The 18,068-nt window shown below is 35.3% G+C and carries 22 protein-coding genes and 1 tRNA gene; 10 read left to right on the top strand and 13 right to left on the bottom strand.

The features are described from left to right. Positions 1-59: 59 nt before the first annotated feature. The 3 genes from glyA to guaC all read left to right on the top strand — a co-directional run bounded on the left by glyA (position 60) and on the right by guaC (position 3,139). A complete protein-coding gene (gene glyA, locus ABIQ27_RS11060) occupies positions 60-1,334 on the top strand; it encodes a serine hydroxymethyltransferase (protein WP_348033960.1) in 1,275 nt (424 codons plus the stop codon). A gap of 68 nt (positions 1,335-1,402) precedes the next feature. Continuing rightward, on the top strand, positions 1,403-1,996 hold the full coding sequence (locus ABIQ27_RS11065) for a tRNA-(ms[2]io[6]A)-hydroxylase (protein WP_348033961.1): 594 nt from the start codon (positions 1,403-1,405) through the stop codon (positions 1,994-1,996). A 102-nt stretch (positions 1,997-2,098) separates the two neighbouring features. Continuing rightward, positions 2,099-3,139 carry a GMP reductase gene (guaC, locus tag ABIQ27_RS11070; RefSeq protein ID WP_348033962.1) on the top strand — a complete coding sequence of 347 codons (1,041 nt, stop codon included), beginning with the start codon at positions 2,099-2,101 and terminating at the stop codon, positions 3,137-3,139. On the opposite strand, the gene ABIQ27_RS11075 is transcribed toward guaC, so the two are convergent. Beyond that, positions 3,140-3,712, bottom strand: a complete 573-nt coding sequence (locus ABIQ27_RS11075; protein ID WP_348033963.1) for a pentapeptide repeat-containing protein — start codon at positions 3,710-3,712, stop codon at positions 3,140-3,142. It abuts the gene before it with no gap. Between the two features lie 137 nt (positions 3,713-3,849). Between ABIQ27_RS11075 and ABIQ27_RS11080 the strand changes: the two genes are divergently transcribed. Continuing rightward, complete coding sequence (locus tag ABIQ27_RS11080) at positions 3,850-5,139, top strand: MFS transporter (protein ID WP_348033964.1); 1,290 nt, start codon at positions 3,850-3,852, stop codon at positions 5,137-5,139. A 232-nt stretch (positions 5,140-5,371) separates the two neighbouring features. Here the strand turns inward: ABIQ27_RS11080 and ABIQ27_RS11085 are convergent, their stop codons facing one another. After that, the gene (locus ABIQ27_RS11085) at positions 5,372-5,800 is read right to left on the bottom strand and encodes a hypothetical protein (protein WP_348033965.1); all 429 of its coding nucleotides are present in this window, start codon (positions 5,798-5,800) and stop codon (positions 5,372-5,374) included. A gap of 264 nt (positions 5,801-6,064) precedes the next feature. Here ABIQ27_RS11085 and ABIQ27_RS11090 point away from each other — a divergent pair, with 264 nt between their 5' ends. After that, positions 6,065-6,397: a hypothetical protein gene (locus tag ABIQ27_RS11090; protein WP_348033966.1), complete on the top strand. Its 333-nt coding sequence runs from the start codon at positions 6,065-6,067 to the stop codon at positions 6,395-6,397. Positions 6,398-6,555: 158 nt separating this feature from the next. Here ABIQ27_RS11090 and ABIQ27_RS11095 read toward each other — a convergent pair. From ABIQ27_RS11095 to ABIQ27_RS11115, 5 genes are all read right to left on the bottom strand, one after another. Beyond that, positions 6,556-6,629 (bottom strand) — tRNA-Arg (locus ABIQ27_RS11095). 57 nt (positions 6,630-6,686) lie between these two features. Further along, entirely contained in the window at positions 6,687-6,836 is a 150-nt protein-coding gene (locus ABIQ27_RS11100) for an SsrA-binding protein (RefSeq protein ID WP_348033967.1), read from the bottom strand. 59 nt (positions 6,837-6,895) lie between these two features. Next, entirely contained in the window at positions 6,896-8,755 is a 1,860-nt protein-coding gene (locus ABIQ27_RS11105; protein ID WP_348033968.1) for a M56 family metallopeptidase, read from the bottom strand. 1 nt (position 8,756) lies between these two features. Further along, entirely contained in the window at positions 8,757-9,116 is a 360-nt protein-coding gene (locus ABIQ27_RS11110) for a BlaI/MecI/CopY family transcriptional regulator (RefSeq protein ID WP_348033969.1), read from the bottom strand. Positions 9,117-9,231: 115 nt separating this feature from the next. Then, entirely contained in the window at positions 9,232-10,455 is a 1,224-nt protein-coding gene (locus tag ABIQ27_RS11115) for an MFS transporter (RefSeq protein ID WP_348033970.1), read from the bottom strand. A gap of 95 nt (positions 10,456-10,550) precedes the next feature. Here ABIQ27_RS11115 and ABIQ27_RS11120 point away from each other — a divergent pair, with 95 nt between their 5' ends. Both ABIQ27_RS11120 and ABIQ27_RS11125 read left to right on the top strand, forming a co-directional pair. After that, positions 10,551-11,153 (top strand): DUF1684 domain-containing protein, encoded by a 603-nt coding sequence (locus ABIQ27_RS11120; protein ID WP_348033971.1) that lies wholly within the window; start codon positions 10,551-10,553, stop codon positions 11,151-11,153. Beyond that, complete coding sequence (locus ABIQ27_RS11125; RefSeq protein ID WP_348033972.1) at positions 11,153-11,806, top strand: TatD family hydrolase; 654 nt, start codon at positions 11,153-11,155, stop codon at positions 11,804-11,806. Before ABIQ27_RS11120 ends, ABIQ27_RS11125 begins: the two co-directional genes overlap by 1 nt. Here the strand turns inward: ABIQ27_RS11125 and ABIQ27_RS11130 are convergent. Together ABIQ27_RS11130 and ABIQ27_RS11135 are read right to left on the bottom strand one after the other, a co-directional pair. Then, positions 11,790-12,341, bottom strand: coding sequence for a ferritin (locus tag ABIQ27_RS11130; RefSeq protein WP_348033973.1), 552 nt, complete (start codon positions 12,339-12,341; stop codon positions 11,790-11,792). The genes ABIQ27_RS11125 and ABIQ27_RS11130 overlap by 17 nt on opposite strands. A 107-nt stretch (positions 12,342-12,448) precedes the next feature. Next, complete coding sequence (locus ABIQ27_RS11135; protein WP_348033974.1) at positions 12,449-13,030, bottom strand: hypothetical protein; 582 nt, start codon at positions 13,028-13,030, stop codon at positions 12,449-12,451. A 133-nt stretch (positions 13,031-13,163) separates the two neighbouring features. Here ABIQ27_RS11135 and ABIQ27_RS11140 point away from each other — a divergent pair, with 133 nt between their 5' ends. Genes ABIQ27_RS11140 through ABIQ27_RS11150 form a run of 3 tightly spaced genes read left to right on the top strand, consistent with a single transcriptional unit; the run spans position 13,164 to position 15,245 of the window. Continuing rightward, on the top strand, positions 13,164-13,883 hold the full coding sequence (locus ABIQ27_RS11140) for a tRNA threonylcarbamoyladenosine dehydratase (protein ID WP_348033975.1): 720 nt from the start codon (positions 13,164-13,166) through the stop codon (positions 13,881-13,883). A gap of 49 nt (positions 13,884-13,932) precedes the next feature. Further along, positions 13,933-14,595, top strand: a complete 663-nt coding sequence (locus ABIQ27_RS11145) for an HAD family hydrolase (protein WP_348033976.1) — start codon at positions 13,933-13,935, stop codon at positions 14,593-14,595. Continuing rightward, a complete protein-coding gene (locus tag ABIQ27_RS11150; RefSeq protein WP_348033977.1) occupies positions 14,592-15,245 on the top strand; it encodes a GDSL-type esterase/lipase family protein in 654 nt (217 codons plus the stop codon). Before ABIQ27_RS11145 ends, ABIQ27_RS11150 begins: the two co-directional genes overlap by 4 nt. Positions 15,246-15,295: 50 nt before the next feature. Here the strand turns inward: ABIQ27_RS11150 and ABIQ27_RS11155 are convergent, their stop codons facing one another. From ABIQ27_RS11155 to ABIQ27_RS11170, 4 genes are read right to left on the bottom strand one after another with little or no spacing between them, the layout of a single operon-like run. Beyond that, the gene (locus ABIQ27_RS11155) at positions 15,296-15,526 is read right to left on the bottom strand and encodes a hypothetical protein (RefSeq protein WP_348033978.1); all 231 of its coding nucleotides are present in this window, start codon (positions 15,524-15,526) and stop codon (positions 15,296-15,298) included. A gap of 58 nt (positions 15,527-15,584) precedes the next feature. Continuing rightward, on the bottom strand, positions 15,585-16,871 hold the full coding sequence (locus tag ABIQ27_RS11160; protein ID WP_348033979.1) for a deoxyribodipyrimidine photo-lyase: 1,287 nt from the start codon (positions 16,869-16,871) through the stop codon (positions 15,585-15,587). Between the two features lie 12 nt (positions 16,872-16,883). Beyond that, entirely contained in the window at positions 16,884-17,582 is a 699-nt protein-coding gene (locus ABIQ27_RS11165; protein ID WP_348033980.1) for an SDR family oxidoreductase, read from the bottom strand. A gap of 1 nt (position 17,583) precedes the next feature. Beyond that, the gene (locus ABIQ27_RS11170; protein WP_348033981.1) at positions 17,584-18,054 is read right to left on the bottom strand and encodes an SRPBCC family protein; all 471 of its coding nucleotides are present in this window, start codon (positions 18,052-18,054) and stop codon (positions 17,584-17,586) included. Between the last annotated feature and the right edge of the window lie 14 nt (positions 18,055-18,068).

Raw genomic sequence — 18,068 nt, forward strand, 5'->3', positions numbered from 1 at the left:
CTATTAATTTACCAAACCATTTTTGTAATTTTGAGCACAATTAATCGAAATAATTTCAAATGCAACGCGACAAACAAATTTTTGACCTTATCCTTGAGGAACAAGACAGACAAATTCACGGAATTGAACTAATTGCATCAGAGAACTTTGTAAGCGACCAAGTGATGGAAGCCGCAGGTTCAGTGCTTACTAATAAATATGCTGAAGGATATCCAGGCAGAAGATATTATGGTGGATGCGAAGTGGTAGATGTGATTGAACAAATCGCTATTGACAGAGCCAAAGAACTTTTTGGAGCTGATTATGTAAATGTACAACCACATTCAGGTTCGCAGGCAAATACTGCTGTTTATGCAGCTTGTTTGAAACCTGGCGATAAAATTCTTGGATTTGATTTATCGCATGGTGGACATTTAACGCACGGTTCTCCAGTTAACTTTTCAGGAAAATTATATTCTCCGGTTTTTTATGGCGTAGACCAGGAAACAGGGGTTTTGGATTATGATAAAATTCAGGAAGTAGCGACAAGAGAAATGCCAAAAATGATTATCGCCGGAGCTTCTGCGTATTCACGCGATATGGATTTTAAACGTTTCCGTGAAATTGCAGACAGCGTTGGCGCACTTTTGTTAGCCGATATTTCTCATCCTGCAGGATTAATTGCCAAAGGTTTGATGAATGATCCAATTCCGCATTGCCATATCGTAACAACTACAACACACAAAACATTACGTGGACCAAGAGGTGGAATCATTATGATGGGGAAAGATTTCGAAAACCCATGGGGATTGAAAACGCCAAAAGGCGAAATCAGAATGATGTCACACGTTTTAGACATGTCAGTTTTTCCGGGAAATCAAGGTGGCCCATTAGAACATATTATTGCGGCGAAAGCTGTTGCATTCGGAGAAGCTTTATCAGATGAGTTTTTCACGTATGCAATGCAGGTGCAAAAAAATGCTAAAGCAATGGCAGAAAGTTTCGTTAAAAGAGGGTATCATTTAATTTCTGGCGGAACAGACAATCATATGATGTTGATTGATTTGCGCAACAAAGGAATTTCTGGTAAAGATGCTGAAATTGCATTAGGCAAAGCCGAAATCACAGTAAATAAAAACATGGTTCCATTTGATGATAAATCACCATTCGTAACTTCGGGTATTCGTGTTGGAACACCGGCAATTACTACGCGTGGTTTGATGGAAAACGATATGGAAACGATTGTTGACTTAATTGACAGAGTTCTTTCAAACTCAACAAATGATGAAATGCTGGAAGAAATCGCAGACGAAGTAAACGACATGATGAGCGAAAGAGCCATCTTTGTTTATTAATTCAATAAAATAAAATTACTCAAAACCTTCAGAAGCTGCTTTTGAAGGTTTTTTTAATAAAGAATAAAATGGGAGTATTACGTTTAGAATTGCCTACCGATCCAAGATGGGTAAATATTGTTGAGAAAAACATAGAAGAAATTCTAACAGATCATGCGTGGTGCGAACAAAAAGCAGCTACAAATGCTATAACCATTATTACCAATAATTCGGAACACGAAGATTTGGTTACCGATTTATTGGCTTTGGCCAAAGAAGAATTAGACCATTTTGAGCAGGTTCATGATATGATTAAAAAGCGTGGACTGAAATTGGGTCGCGAACGAAAAGATGATTATGTAAACGAATTGGCGCAATACATGAAACGAAGCAATACGGGAAGCCGTGTCTCTGCTTTGGTGGAACGATTGCTTTTTTCCGCAATGATTGAAGCAAGAAGCTGTGAGCGTTTTAAAGTGCTTTCAGAGAATATTCAGGATGAAGAATTGTCAAGATTCTACAGAGAATTGATGAAAAGCGAAGCCGGGCATTACACAACTTTTATAACCTATGCACGAAAATATGGCAAAGGCATTGATGTTGAAAAACGCTGGCGCGAATGGATTGCATTCGAAGCTCAAATCATTGCTAATTATGGAAATAAAGAAACTATCCACGGTTAAAATAAGCAAAACACTGTTGATAAATTACTGATTACTTTTTTGAAAAAAAACTGCTATTTGCATATCTAAATTCTATATTTGAGATAATTGAATTTTAGACAAATGAGAATTGAAACCGACATAAAATTGGGATTTAAAGATGTAATGATACGTCCAAAACGTTCAACTTTAAACAGTAGGGCACAGGTTAGTCTGGAACGTGAATTTAAATTTTTGCACAGTACTGTCACCTGGACAGGAGTTCCAATTATGGCTGCCAATATGGATACTGTTGGTACTTTTGAAATGGCATTGGCTTTAGCCAAAGAAAAACTATTTACTGCAATTCACAAACATTACACTGTTCAGCAATGGAATGATTTTGTCAAATCTGCTCCTGGTGATATTTGTGATTATATCGCTGTCAGCACCGGAACCGGAAAGAATGACTTCAAGAAAATAGCCGAAATATTCGAGCACAATCCTCAGCTAAAATTTATTTGCATTGACGTTGCCAATGGTTATTCAGAGCATTTTGTTGAATTTTTGCGTCAGGCGCGAAAACAATATCCAAATAAAGTAATTATTGCCGGTAATGTCGTTACTGGTGAAATGGTGGAAGAATTGCTTTTGGAAGGTGCCGATATTGTAAAAGTGGGAATTGGCCCGGGTTCTGTTTGTACAACCAGAATTAAAACAGGTGTTGGTTATCCACAGCTTTCCGCGATTATTGAGTGTGCCGATGCTGCTCACGGACTTGGTGGACATATTATCAGCGATGGTGGCTGCTCAACTCCGGGTGATGTTGCCAAAGCATTTGGTGCCGGTTCTGATTTTGTGATGCTGGGCGGAATGCTTGCCGGCCATACCGAAAGTGGCGGAAAAACATTAGAAATCAATGGTGAAAAGTTCAAGCAATTCTACGGAATGAGTTCGGAAACAGCCATGAAAAAACACGTTGGTGGCGTAGCTGAATATCGTGCCAGTGAAGGAAAGACAGTCCAGATGCCATTCAAAGGTGATGTAATTGGAACACTGCACGATATTCTTGGTGGAATTCGAAGTACGTGTACTTATGTTGGTGCAGCGAAACTAAAAGAACTGACCAAACGAACTACTTTTATCAGAGTAATTGAGCAGGAAAACAGAGTGTTTACGAAGTAATTACTTTATAACCAAATCATACTTTTCCAAAAGGCCTTTCAAACCATCGGTTGAGAACACAGCTTTCTTTAGTTTGTTTTTTTCAGGATCGATTGTGTAATCATAGCTCGTATAAAAGTCGGCTTTATTTGCAATAGCATCTATAAAAACAGCTCTTCGCAAGTTACAATTATCAAAAACAGCTTCGGTCAAATCGCTATTCATAAAATCTACCGAAATCATGCTGCAATTGATGAACTGCATTTTCTTTAATTTCAACGCATAAAATTTGGCATAATCCAACAAGCAGTCTTTAAAATTAAACTCATAAATCAACTGGTCAGTCATTGCAAAGTTTACGTTTGTGAAATTACATTTGGTAAACTGCACGCCACGTAACGAAACATAATTGATTTTGGTGTCGTTGAAATTGCAGTCAAAGAAATTGCAATCCACAAAATAAACGCTTTGGAAAGTGCACTGTGTGAAGTCGCAGTTGTAAAAAGTGCAGTTTTCAAACTCTTTGTATTTGATATCTGTTTCTTCAAAGTTGACATCTTTGAATTCCTGGTCAAGTAAGTAATCGGATGACATAATAAAATTTTAAAGCGTAAAACTAAGAGTTTTTTTGGATGTATTATTTTGCCTTATGTTAATATTGCTATAAACATTCAAAAGCTTTTTTTATTTAGTGACAAAAGGCTAAATTTACGTTGCTATTTTAAGTAAATATGAATCAGGAAAAGACTAAAATCTCTGGGTTTTTCTATAAAAATCCGTCACTCAAAATAAAAGAATTCCAAGCTTTTCTGACTACACGTTTCGGATTGATATTTGCCCTGAATATGCAGTCCACCATTTTATATTACTGGGTTTATCATATTACGAATGACAAGCTTTCTCTTGGTTTTGTTGGTCTTGCTGAAGTTATTCCCGCTATTGGCTGTTCTTTATTTGCTGGCCATTTTGTAGATCAAAGCGAGAAAAGAAAAATGATTGTGACTTGTTTAGCCGGTTATTTAATCATCGCTGTTTGTTTGGGATTTTTGGCCTTGCCTGTAACACATCAAAATCTCTCGGTAACAACGATTGTCTGTCTGATTTATTTCTTTGTTTTTCTTGGCGGAATCCTGCGTTCCTTTTTTAGTCCGTCTATGTTTTCATTGTTTGGATTGGTTGTCCCGAGAGAACATTATGCCAACGCGACGAGTTGGAGTAGTATGTCGTGGCAAATGGGAGCAGTGCTCGGACCATTAGTAGCAGGTTTCGGAATCGCGTGGTTTGGAATTCCGACCGGACTTTTCGGTGTATTAGGAATCCAGTTATTATTATTTTTTCCGATTTTATCTATTACGGTTAAACCGATATTAAAAAAGGTAAAAGAACCAATTTTGGAAAGTGTTGCTGATGGATTGCGGTTTGTTGTAAAAACTCCGGCGCTTTTAGGAGCATTATCTTTGGATATGTTTTCGGTATTGTTTGGCGGTGCGGTTGCCTTATTGCCCGTTTATCAAAAGGAAATTTTGCATGTAAACGAAATGGGATTCGGAATTCTTCGTGCGGCGCCAGGAATGGGAGCCTTGATTACGTTAGGACTTTTGGCATTTTTGCCTTTGAAAACTTATCCGGGCAGAAAACTATTTGTCTGCGTAACAGGATTTGCGCTATCGATTATTGTCTTTGGTATTTCAAAGAATTTTTATCTTTCGTTTTCAATGCTGTTGCTTTCAGGAATGTTTGATGCCGTTAGCGTTGTAATCAGAAGTACTATTTTGCAACTGGTAACTCCGGATGATATGCGCGGAAGAGTTTCTGCAGTGAATACGATGTTTGTGAGTTCGTCTAATGAACTTGGAGATTTTGAAAGCGGTGTGATGGCCAATTGGCTTGGAACTGTACGTGCGGTTGTCGTTGGTGGCTGCCTGACTTTGGGTGTTGTTGTCTTTACTTTTTTCAAAGCGCCGCAATTGCGCGACTTTAGTTTTGAAGATAAAGATAAGGATAATAAAAAAACAGTGTAAAATTAATTACACTGTTTTTCTGTGCAAAAGCACTGTAATCAGGAAAAAATATCACATGTGGTATTGATAATTGCTGACTGTTATTGCTTCGGAAAACTATTTAAATCTCTCTCTAAAGAGTATCATCTGTAGTTGTTCTTTTATTGTGCAATTCTTTTCACGGATACTTGTACAACTGAAGCCCTCTGCAGCAAATCCTGATTATATTGTTAAGTTAATATTCATTTTATTATTAATGATTTCTATGTGAGCCATTACGTGATGGACTGCTGTATCTGGTCTCATTATAGTTTTCTTCTTCTTTTTCTTCTTCTTCTTCAGAATCATAGACGTCGTTCTCGTTGTTTATGAAGTCATCATCATCTTCCGGCGTTCTATAATTATTACGGTCTTCTTCATCAAGAGAATCTTCATATTCATTTTCGTTGCCACCAATGTTAGGATTTCTACCACCAGGTGCCATTTGTTTGTTATATCCTTCGTTTGGATTATTTTGATTGTTTGGATAAGTTTTGCTTTTGTTGTCACCGCTTAAAAAATCGTCATCGTTTGCCTCTGGATTTCCTGAAGCAGTATTCATGTTTTTTTCCGTATCAGATTTTTTTCTACTATCAATTTCAGAACCTTGTCCAAATTGATTACCTTTTTGATTTGAGTTCATTTCTATTATATTTTAAATTAATAAAGTAGGTGCTTTACAAAATTGCATCAATATTCTAACTGATTTGTTATATAATTTTTTCTCTTCGTTATATAATTTTAATTGTCAGGAATGAGAACCAGATGTTTGAAAATCTTATCGTTAATGCATTTATAATAATTATATAAGATATCTATAAAAATGTATAAAACGAAAACGTATTAATAGTTTCAACTTTGTATGGACATTGAATAACAAATCAATAATAATTTAAAAACTATCATCATGGACTTAATTAAAAGTATCGAAAATTTTTTAGGTTTTGGAGACGAGCCAACAGAAGAAGCAACAAAGAAAACAACAAAAACTTCTACTGCAAAAACACCTAAAGCTAAGGCCACTCCGAAAACAAACGGCACAGCAAAAGCCAAAACTGCAAAGGCGACTACCGCTAATGCAAAAACTACCGCAACATCAAAAACATCAGCAGCTACTACTAAGACTGCAAAATCTGCAACTGCCAAAAAAACGGTAAAATCTACTGCTGCCAGTTCAGATTCTGCTAAAAAAGTTGCGAAAACAACAAGCGCTCCTAAAAAAGCTCCTGCAAAAAAATAACAGTAACTCTAAAACATTGCTGTAATATTCCCAAAGTTGAGCTTTTGACAAACTGGATTTTGCTAAACAACATTCGACTAAGCTCCGCTTTGAGAATAAAACAAACAAAAAAACGCTCAAGCAAGCTTGGCGTTTTCCTTTATTGTTCTATTCATCCGTGACCTTGACTGGATTCAAACCAGTAACCTCTTGAGCCGTAATCAAGTGCGCTATTCAGTTGCGCCACAAGGCCTTTTTTGTGGGTGCAAATATAGGCAATACTATTAAATTCACAAATGAATTAGGGAATTTATTTTGTAATTTTTAAAGCACGAGTTGTGACATAATAACGCCAACCAATGATAGCCATTTGCCATTTTTTGGCTTTGCTTAAATCCAATTGCTGTTTCGTAAAACTAGGCAGTAAGAGTTTATTTAGTTTGGCAAGCACTTTATACATAGTTGGTGTTTTGTACAAAATTAAAAAAGCAAGTCAATTACGATTAGCTTTTTTATAATTTATTTTTTCTGGTTCTTAAGTTCTGCTTTGGCTTTCTCAAATTCGGCTTTGGCGGCATCCATTTCGGCTCTGGCTTTTAGCATTTCTTCTTTGGCTTGTAACATTTCAGCTTTTGCTTTTTCCATTTCTGGTTTGGAAGCATCCATTTCGCGTCTGGCTCGTTCCATTTCAGGTTTAGCGCGTTCCATTTCTTCTTTAGCTCTTAACATATCTTTTTTCATTAACGGTCGCATTCTTTTCATTTGAACTCTGGCATTTTCCATAGCTTCAGTTCTGATTTTCATCATATCTTTACCATTAATAAAAATTTGATTTCCCTCGCCATCAGATGACGATGAAATGGAAACGCCACCTTTGCCTTCATATTTCTCTAATGCTTCTTTAATTTCTTTATCGTCAGATAGTACTTTTCCATTGATAATAACCATAGGTTTTTTATCTCCCAGTCTTTTGATTATTACATTTGAATTAGTATTATCATTCCAAGCCAATGCTTCCGGAGATTCGGGTGCTTCTGGAGCCTCAGGTGCTTCTGGCGATTCAGGAGCTTCGAAATTGTCAAAATCGAAATCGAAAGCAAACTTACCCGCAGCATCATTTATACTATCTTCAGTCGCTAATTCAATAACTCTTTCTTCATTTCTGCCACTTCCATTGTTAGTAAATACTCTCACTTGTCTCGGACTTCCAAAGCCGATATTATTATCATACTTATAAAACTTAATGGGTTTTATAGGTTCTCTTCCGTCAACTTGTGATACACCTTTATTACCTTCTTTGTCTTTATATTCTACTTTTATTCCAGTGATTTCGCTGGCACCGTTTCTTTTTACTTTTGAATATTTCAATGTAATTCCGTAGTGTTTTTTTAATTCAGCAGCATCATTTTTCATTTCTGCGTCAGTTGTGTTTTTATCTACAACGACATGAACTTCATTGCCAGACTGAACTCTTCTGGTGAAGGTTTGCTCTTCTTTTTCCTGGGCAATGACTTTTATTTGAAATAATAAGATAAAGCCAATTAATGCCGGAATGATAAGGGCATATTTTAATGAATTTCTTTTGTGGGACTGATTTTTGTTTAGCATAACGATTCGTTTTTTGATTAATGATTGATAAAAATTGTTGGTTATTGATAAGCAGCTTTGATGAGAGACTACTTTTAATAAAGCTCTTTGATAAGACTTTTTGTCTTCCAGTTGTTCGATGGCTTTTTGGTCGGCGATATATTCCAGGTTTTGTGTGATTGCTTTTTTGTAAAGCCAAACAAACGGGTTAAACCAAAATGCGATACAGAACAATTTGGTAATCAAAACATCCAATGAGTGCCTTTCCTGGCTGTGGATTTTTTCATGTAATAAGATACTTTGGAGTTCCTCATTAGAATACAAATTAGAGTTATAAACGATATAGTTAAAGAATGAAAATGGCGCTATATTTTCATTTAAATTAACCAGTTTAAATTTCTCTTTTCTAATAACTTGCTGTTGATAAAGCATTCGATAAAGCGATGTGAAATTAAAAACAATTTTAATCACTAGAGCGCAGGCAATGATGACATAACTAATCCAAATAAATTGCATCCAATCAAATGCTTCAACAACAGGAACATCTTGTATGGGTAAGACTGATTGCCGTGAATAGGTAATCAGATCTTCAGTCGAAATTTTAGGTCTTTCAATCAGTATAATTTTCTTAATAAAGAACAATGGCAATAGGAGTGAAGTAAATAAACCACTCAACAGAAACCAACGGTTGCTGTTGAAGAATGTTTCTTTTCGCACCAAAAAATGATACGCCAAGTAGAATAAAGCAATCAAAACGCTAGACTTTAAAAGATAAATGAATACTGATTCCATATTATTTCTTGTTTTCTATAATAGATAAAATTTCTCTTAATTCTTCAGCAGAAATCTTTTCTTCTTCCGCAAAAAAGGATACCATATTTTTATACGAACTATTGAAATAGGTGTCAATAGCTGTATTCATAAATCGCTTTCTGTAATCTTCCATTTTAACTTTTGGAAAGTATTGATGTGTGTTTCCAAATGCATTGTGAGAAACAAAACCCTTGTCTTCCAGGTTTCTGATAATGGTTGAAAGCGTGTTATAGTGTGGTTGTTCTTCGGTGATTTCTGCCATGACTTCTTTGACAAAAGCTTTTTTAAGCTTCCATAAAATCTGCATGATTTCTTCTTCTTTATTCGTTAACTTTTGCATAGTTGTTTAATTTGAAATCAAACGTACAACTATATTTCTAGTTACGCAACTATATTTCTAGTTATTTAACTATTTTTTAAGGATTAAAAAATTGAATAAATGATAAAGTATTGAATTACAGCATTTTGTTTTCTTTCTGTATCAAAGAATTAGTCCAAATACCAAAGACTGATCCAACAATACCTAAGCATCCCATAAATATCCAGTTGGCAGAATAACCATAATACTGAACAATTTGCATCCCTATTTTGGAACTGAGAATTTGAGCAGCACCGAAGCTCATAGTGTAGACAGCCATATAACGTCCTATATGACCTTTTGGTGCCCGGCTTACAGCTACTGAATTGGAAAACGGAAACGAAAATATTTCGCCAAAAGTCATAAAAACCATCATGACTAGCATAATGCCAACCCAAACATTTATAAGCAGCAAGAACATACTAATAGCCATGAGGAAACTACCAACAAGGGTGATTTTGATTTTGTTGATATTTTTTCTCTCCACAAAACTCACTATAGGCATCTCAAATAAAAAGATTATAAGCCCATTGAGCGTTAACAGCAATCCGGTTTGCAATTCGGTTAAATGAAATTGTACACTTTCATACAACGGAATAGTATTAAATAGCTGAAAGAATAAGATACCCACTATTAAACAAGTCACCTGAAATATCCAAAAAGGTTTGTCTTTAAAAACAGATTTACCCGCTGCTTCATCGGCTTCCTGCTGGGTGGCATGCGGTGCTACTTTCTTTTCTTTTACCAGCATCCAAAATAGGAGGATAGCAATGATACAAGTGCCACCGTCAGCCCAAAACAATCCCCGATAGCCGATAAACATAATGATTAATCCACCAAGTGCCGGACCAGTGGCAAATCCAAGGTTAACGGCTAGACGCACTAAGGTTAGTGCCCGGGTTCTGTTCTCGGGTTTGGCATATACTCCTAAAGAAACAAACATGGCCGGACGAAACATATCGGCTATGATAAAAATGCCAAACATAGCAGCACATAAACCATAAAACGTGGTGACAAATTCTAAAAAGAACAATAAGATTCCTGTCGTTAATAAACTGAAAATCATAATGCGGTAAAACCCTATTTTATCGGAGAGTTTTCCGCCCAACCAAGATCCTATCATTGAACCGGCACCACAAAATGCAATAATTGATCCCACATCACTATAACTAAAATGTAAATCCTCTTTCAAATATTTAGAAAGAAAAGGTAGTACCATTGTCCCAGCACGATTGATATAGGTGATGACTGTAAGTATCCAAATTTCCCGGGAAAATCCTCTGAAGTTGTTGATGTAGCGTTGAAAAGCAGTTCTGAGCATTGCTTATTGATTGATATTGCAAAGTTAAAAAAACTTTGTGTGTCAAAATCTTACTGTCGTACTTAGTTTTACATTATTTTTGTTAAAAACCACTTATGAAAAATCTGTTTTGTTTTATATTCTGCATCGCTAGTTTTACTCTTTTGGCTCAAGAACAATGGACGATAGAATCGACAAAAACGTTTCAGGATATTTTGAATAAAGAATATGCAACTCCTGGAGAAAGCCCGTTAACAGATGAAGATTTGGCAGCCTTTAAAGGTTTGGATTTTTATCCAATATCTCCAAAATTTGTAGTAAAAGCTACTTTTACCAAAAGCGAGAATGAGCAATCGTTCAAAATGAAAACCACAGGTACACGTACACCCGAATATATAAAATATGGCGAGTTGTATTTTAAATTGGATAATAAAGAATATAAGCTTAACGTTTATCAAGGTTTGGATTTAATGAAAAAACCGGGATTTGAAGACTATCTTTTTCTTCCTTTTTCAGACTTGACCTGTGGAAAGCAAAGTTATATTGGCGGACGTTATATCGATATGCGAATCCCAAAAGGAAAAACAGTAATTATAGATTTCAATCAAGCCTATAATCCTTACTGTGCTTATAATCACAAATATTCCTGTCCGATTGTGCCGCTTGAAAATGATTTAGAAATAGAAATTTTAGCAGGTGTCAAAAAGTTTCATGACTAATGCAATATTACAATTTACATACGCATAAGTTCACTAACAATTCTTCCATTTTGGAGTTGGTCAATCAATATCCATGGGAATTTGATAACAAAATTCCACAATATTCAATCGGCATTCATCCTTGGTATATTAATGAAGAACGGTTAGCAAATGATTTAAAAACGATTGAAGAGAAGCTCCAATTAAAAGAATGTTTGGCAATCGGCGAATGTGGATTGGATAAAAGGATTGAAGTTCCAATCGAATTCCAAATTGAGGTTTTTAAAAAACAAATTGCTTTAGCAGAAAAATATCAGAAACCATTAGTGCTGCATCTGGTAGCAGCTTTTGATGAACTTATCGAAATCAAAAAGCGGTTACAGGTTTCTGTACCAATAATCATTCATGGATTTTCTAAGAATGAACAAGTAGCAAAACAATTAATTGCCAACGGATTTTATTTGTCATTTGGAAAATACTTACTCCGAAACCCAGAATTAAAGGAAGTGTTCAAGACTATTCCAAACGACAGATTCTTTCTTGAAACCGATACGATTGAAGAAACGTTGGAAGAAGTTTATAAGTTAGCTGCAGATTATAAAAACATGACTTTAGCCGAAATGAAAACACTTGTTGAACAAAACTGGAAAAGTATTTTTAAGGTTCTTCCGTAGTAACATCCCGAGCTAAAGTAGCATCATCAGGAGTTTTTTCTAAATCTTTATCCAATTCATATAGCGCTTGATGAGTAGCTTTTTCACCACCACAAATTTTAATTTTATCCAATAATTCCAACGCAAGAGTTTCTTCTTCATCTTGTTCTTTTACAAACCACTGCATAAAATTCCATGTAATCCAATCTTCTTCGTTAAAGGACATTTTTACTATTTTGTAAACAGCTTTTGTGTTGTCAACTTCATGTTCAAATACTTTTTCAAAGCAATTGTTCACGCTAGTAGGATTGGAAGGCGGAGCCGGAATAGCAACAACTTTTACTTTTGCACCTCTTTTTAAGATATATTCAAGAATCTTCATCATATGATTTCTCTCTTCCCCAGCATGACGGAAAAGAAAATTGGCTATACCGCCAAATCCTTCACCATCAGCCCAAGCGGCATAGGATAAATATATTTGAGAAGCATGAGCCTCTTTGGTCATTTGATCGTTTAAGGCTTGTGCAAGTGTATCGGATAGTCGATTAGTTTTCATTTGATTTCTATTTAATTTTTCCATTATAAAATTAAATATAATTCAATGAGCGCTGTTGTAACATTTTGGCAACAAGTTATAGGATGTCCATATTGAGCTGGTTTAATTTATTCTTCCCATTTAATATTTGTTATAAAACTTTCTCCATGTTCTTTTGACCAAATCAATGATGCTGTAATTTTGCAATTTTTATATTTCCATTCTACCCGTCTTTCAGAACTGTAACTTTTTTTGCCATCAATGCCTTCAACAATATCTTCAACAGTTTTCTTTTTGCCTTGACCAGGTTCAGGCTCACCGATTTGTTTAGAAATAAACTTTACTACTTTGTCAAATTCGGTATTGTAAACTTTACTTCTTTTTGATTGCTCTACTTTATAAATGTTTATTTTCCAATTGTATGAAATGTCTCTGACAATGCTATCGTTTTTTGTGTAATAATAACGGACAGAAGCTGACGGAAGCCCGTCGTTTATTTTACGGGTAAAGCATTTAGGTTGTGCGTATTCAGCCTTGCTTCTGCTGGCATAGAAGGTTTTGAATTTCGGAAAATTTTCATAGGAATCAAATTTAGCTTCAATCGCAGCAATATCTTTTACTGTAATCTGATTATAATTGAAATAATCCTTTTGTGAATATAGATTCACACTTAACAGAAATAAGAGTAAAGCGAATGTTTTTGATTTCATAAGATGCGAATATCTCTCAAATATATAAAAAAGTATTACTCTTTATAGCATTTATTTAACCTATGCTTTCCTTAATTTTCCTTATTTTTGCGGCTTCAAATAGTACTTCGTACTTCAAAAATCGTACTTCAAAATGGCAAAGTGGCAGGAAAGAGCTGAGCTTTTATTCAAAACAGAAGGCTTAAATAATTTAAAAAATGCTAAGGTATTGGTTGTTGGACTCGGCGGCGTTGGTTCGTTCGCGGCAGAGTTTTTGGCTCGCGCCGGAGTAGGAAACTTAACCATTGTTGACGGCGATGTTGTCGATATTACTAATATTAACCGACAGTTGCCAGCCTTGCATTCTACTATAGGAATGCCGAAAGTCCATGTTGTTGGCGACAGATTGATGGATATTAATCCGGAACTGAACTTAACCCGTGTGGAAGAATTTCTTTCTCCCGAACGCGCTTTTGAAATTGTAACATCCGATTTTGATTATGTCTTAGATTGTATTGATAGCGTTACCCCAAAACTGAACCTTATTGCGGCCTGCAAAAGAAAACGCGTCAAAGTGATTTCGAGTATGGGTGCAGGAGGAAAGATGGATGCATCAAAGGTCAAGGTTGCCAATATAAAAAATACAGTCCATTGCCATTTGGCGAAGACCATCAGAAAGCGTTTGAAAAAGATGAAGATTGATAAACTTAAAGTAGTTTTCTCTTCTGAAATACAAGATGCCAGCAGCTTGAAAATGACCGACGGAACCAACTACAAAAGATCTTTTTATGGAACCAACAGTTATATGCCGTGCCTTTTTGGTTTGTATGCTGCCGAAACTGTGATTAGATATTTATTAAAAAAGAGTGATTAGTAACTAGTGATTAGCTTCGGATTAAATTTTAAAAACCAAATTATCCTCAATGATTAAAACCGTAATTTTCGATATGGATGGTGTTATTGTTGACACTGAACCGGTTCACCATTATGCCTACAACGAATATTTCAAGCAACTCAATATTGAGATTACTCCCGAAATGTATGCTTCTTTCACGGGGAATTCAACAAAGAATATTTTTGAAAAACTAAAAGAACAATTTGGCTTAGCTGACGATGTAAAGACTTTGGTTGATACGAAACGCAATTTGTTTAATGATGCTTTTGACAATAAGGAAGATTTGTATTTATTGGATGGTGTAGAAGATTTGATTAAAGATTTGCACAGCAATGGTATGCAGTTAGTCTTGGCTTCGTCTTCGGCAACAGTTACTATTAATAGAATTTTTAACCGTTTTGGATTGCATAAATATTTCACACATATTGTTTCCGGAGAAGATTTTCCAAAGTCGAAACCGCATCCGGCTATCTTTCTGAAAGCTGCCGAATTATCGCAAACGCCGGTAGAAAACTGCATCGTGATAGAAGACAGTACCAACGGGATTAAAGCTTCCAACGCTGCCGGAATTTATTGTATTGGTTACGATAGTTTTCATTCTAAAATGCAGGATTACTCATTGGCGGACAAAATAATCAGTAACTTTAACGAACTGAATTATAACAATATTGTCAATATCCAACCGTCATGAAAAAACAAATTTTAGCCTTACTGATTTTATTTATTTCGATAAATACATTTTCGCAAACCAAACCTTTTTGGGACGAAATCAAAGCTTTCAGAATTCAGGATAGTATTCAGAAACCGCAGGACGGAATTATATTGTTTATAGGTAGTTCATCTTTCCGATTGTGGAAAACAGCTAAGGAAGATTTTCATAACAACAACATTCTAAACCGTGCATTTGGCGGCGCCACATTGGAAGATGTAATCCGTTATCAGGATGATGTTGTTTTGAAATACAAACCTAAAAAGATATTTCTGTATTGTGGTGAAAATGATATTGCCAGTTCTGAAAAAGTAACGCCCGAAATAGTTTTTGGCCGATTTAAAACATTATACGAAACGATGCGCACTCAATTTCCGGATACGCCAATTGTATTTGTTTCGATTAAGCCATGTATTCTGCGTTGGGCAATGAAGCACAGAATGATGACGGCCAATAGTTTGATTAGTGCTTACTTGAAAGACAAACCAAATGCTGTGTTTGTTGATATATGGGATAAAATGCTGGAAGATGGTGAGCCAATGAAAGACATCTTTAAAGAAGATAATCTACACATGAACTCAAAAGGTTATGCTATTTGGATAAAGGAAATGAATGCTTTGGTAAATGAATGAGCATTAAAAAAGCCAGTTATTAAACTGGCTTTTTATTTTTGAAACTAAATTTATTTCTTGATTACTACGTCTACATCTTTACTGTCTACGTCAACGCCATCACTGTTTATTTTTACGGATGTTCCATCGTCTTTAGGTTTCGCGGCTACTGTATCAACTACGACCGTTTTTTCAACTGTTGTAGACTCAGTAGTTGTGTTCACTTCAGTTGGTGTTTCTTCTTTTTTACCACATGATGCAATCATCATTGCAGCAAAAATTGCCATACAGATATTTTTCATAAAATATATATTTAAGATTAATTGTAAAGATAGTTATATAATTTATTGTAAACAATATTTATCCGAGGGCTTCTTTGTAGACCTCTAAACATTTTTCCCGCGCTTCTTTATGGTCAACAATTGGTTTTGGATAGGAATCAGTTCCGAATTCAGGAATCCATTTTTTGATGTAGATTAAATCTTTATCAAATTTCTTGATTTGCTCCGTTGGATTGAATATCCTGAAATATGGTGCTGCATCGACACCGCTTCCGGCTGCCCATTGCCAGTTACCAACATTACTCGATTGCTCATAATCCAACAGTTTTGTAGCAAAATAGGTTTCGCCCCAACGCCAATCTATTAATAAATGTTTGCACAGGAAACTGGCCACTATCATTCTCACCCGGTTGTGCATGTGTCCGGTGGTATTGAGTTCCCGAATTCCGGCATCTACAAATGGATATCCCGTTTTTCCGTCACACCATTTTTGAAACAACTCTTCATTATTATCCCATTTGATGTTGTCGTATTTTGGCCTGAAACTCGCATTGATTGTGTGTGGAAAATGCCAAAGTATTTGCATAAAAAACTCACGCCAGATTAATTCTTTCAGAAAGGTTTCATTTTTGCTTTCGAGTGCTTTGGTCACTATTTTCCGAATAGAAACAGTTCCAAATCTTAAATAAATTCCAAGGTAAGATGTTTTATTCATCGCAGGAAAATTACGCGTCGCTTCGTAATTATCGATTAATAAATCGGAAATGTCATATTGCGTAACCTTAATTTTTGATGTCTCAAAACCAATAGCTGCCAAACTCAAAAATGGATAGGAGTGAAGTGTGATTTTATTTAATACATCTTCTGATTTGTAATAAGTTAATTTAGTTTTACTAAAGTTATCTTTCCATTTGTTGGAATAGGGCGTGAAAACTACATAAGGCGTTCCATCATCTTTAACAACTTCACTTTTTTCAAAAATAACCTGGTCTTTGCTGGTTTTGAATTCGATTTTTTTATCCTTGAATAAATGGTATAATTCCAAATCGCGTTTGCGCGCATAAGGTTCGTAATCGTGATTGGTATAAACGGTTTGGATTTGATTTTCATCAATCAGTTTGGAAAAAATTTCAAATGGATTTCCATGAAACACCGCTAATGATTTTCCAATCGCCTGAAGCTGGTTTTGTATTTTCTCTAATTGCTGATGTATAAAGGTTACTCGAGCATCATCTTTGGTTAATTGAGAAAGAATGGTTTCATCGAATATGAATATCGATAACACTTCTTCATTGCTATTTAAAGCGTGAAAAAGTCCAACATTATCTTCTAATCGCAAATCACGCCGAAACCAGAATATGTTCATTTTTGTTATCAGTTATGCGTTTACTAGTAAGGATGACATGCCACCATCAACATGAAAAATTTGTCCTGAAATCCAGGAATTTTTTTCATTTAAAAGAAAATTTGCCATTTGCGCTATATCTTTTGTTGCCCCAAATCGTTTTAATGGATGACGTTGTGCTGATTTTTCTCTTTTTTCATCGTTGCTTAAAAATTTGTCTGCCAATGGTGTATCGGTTAATGATGGTGCGATTACATTTACTCTGATTTTTGGCGCATATTCTGCAGCTAATGCTTTTGCAAAACCTTCGATAGCGCCTTTTGAAGCAGCAACACTTGTATGAAATGGCATTCCCATTTTGACCGCAACCGAACTAAATAAAACAATACTCGATTGTTCGGAAGCAGTTAGTTGTGGCAAAACACTCTGAACGACTTTAACCATAGAAAAGAAATTAATATGCATATCGCTTTCAAATGTTTCTGATTTTAAACCCCGAAAAGGACGCAAATTAATACTTCCTGGACAATATACCAATCCGTCAATAACTGTTGGTAAAATTGAAGTATCTAGAATATCTGCTGAAGCATCAAAAGGAATATGAGTAACGTTTAGATTAGCCAAATTTTCATTTGTTCTGGAAGCCACAAAAACATTATTTTCGTTCTGCAATTCTTTTGCTAATTCAAGCCCGATGCCATAAGAGCCACCAATTAATAGTATGTTTTTCATCTTATTGTTCTTTAAATTCTCCAAAAAGTTCAATTAGTTTATCTCTACGGTAATTAAAGATTTCTTTGAGGGTTGGTTTTACTAAAAAAGGATGCACCATTTGACCCAAAATTCCCATTGGGACTTTATAATCAACAATATCTTCCATCTCAACACCACCTGGAATTTCTTTTAGAAAATGTTTGTGATGCCAAAATGCATAAGGCCCAAAACGTTGTTCATCAACAAAATATATTTTATCTTTAATGTGTGTAATTTCGGTCACCCATTTGATAGGAATTCTGAAGAAAGGTGTAACTGTATATTGAATAATTTGTCCTGGAAACATATTTTTTTCATCGCCCGAAAGCGTTTTAAAATCCATATAATCAGGCGTTATAGTTTTTAAGTTTTTTGGATTTGCCAAAAATTCCCAAGCCTGATCTAACGAAACTGGTAAATTTTGCTTGGTATGTAAAGTGTAAATCTTCATTGCTGTCTTTTATG

Source organism: Flavobacterium sp. (assembly GCF_039916025.1).
Lineage (GTDB): Bacteria > Bacteroidota > Bacteroidia > Flavobacteriales > Flavobacteriaceae > Flavobacterium.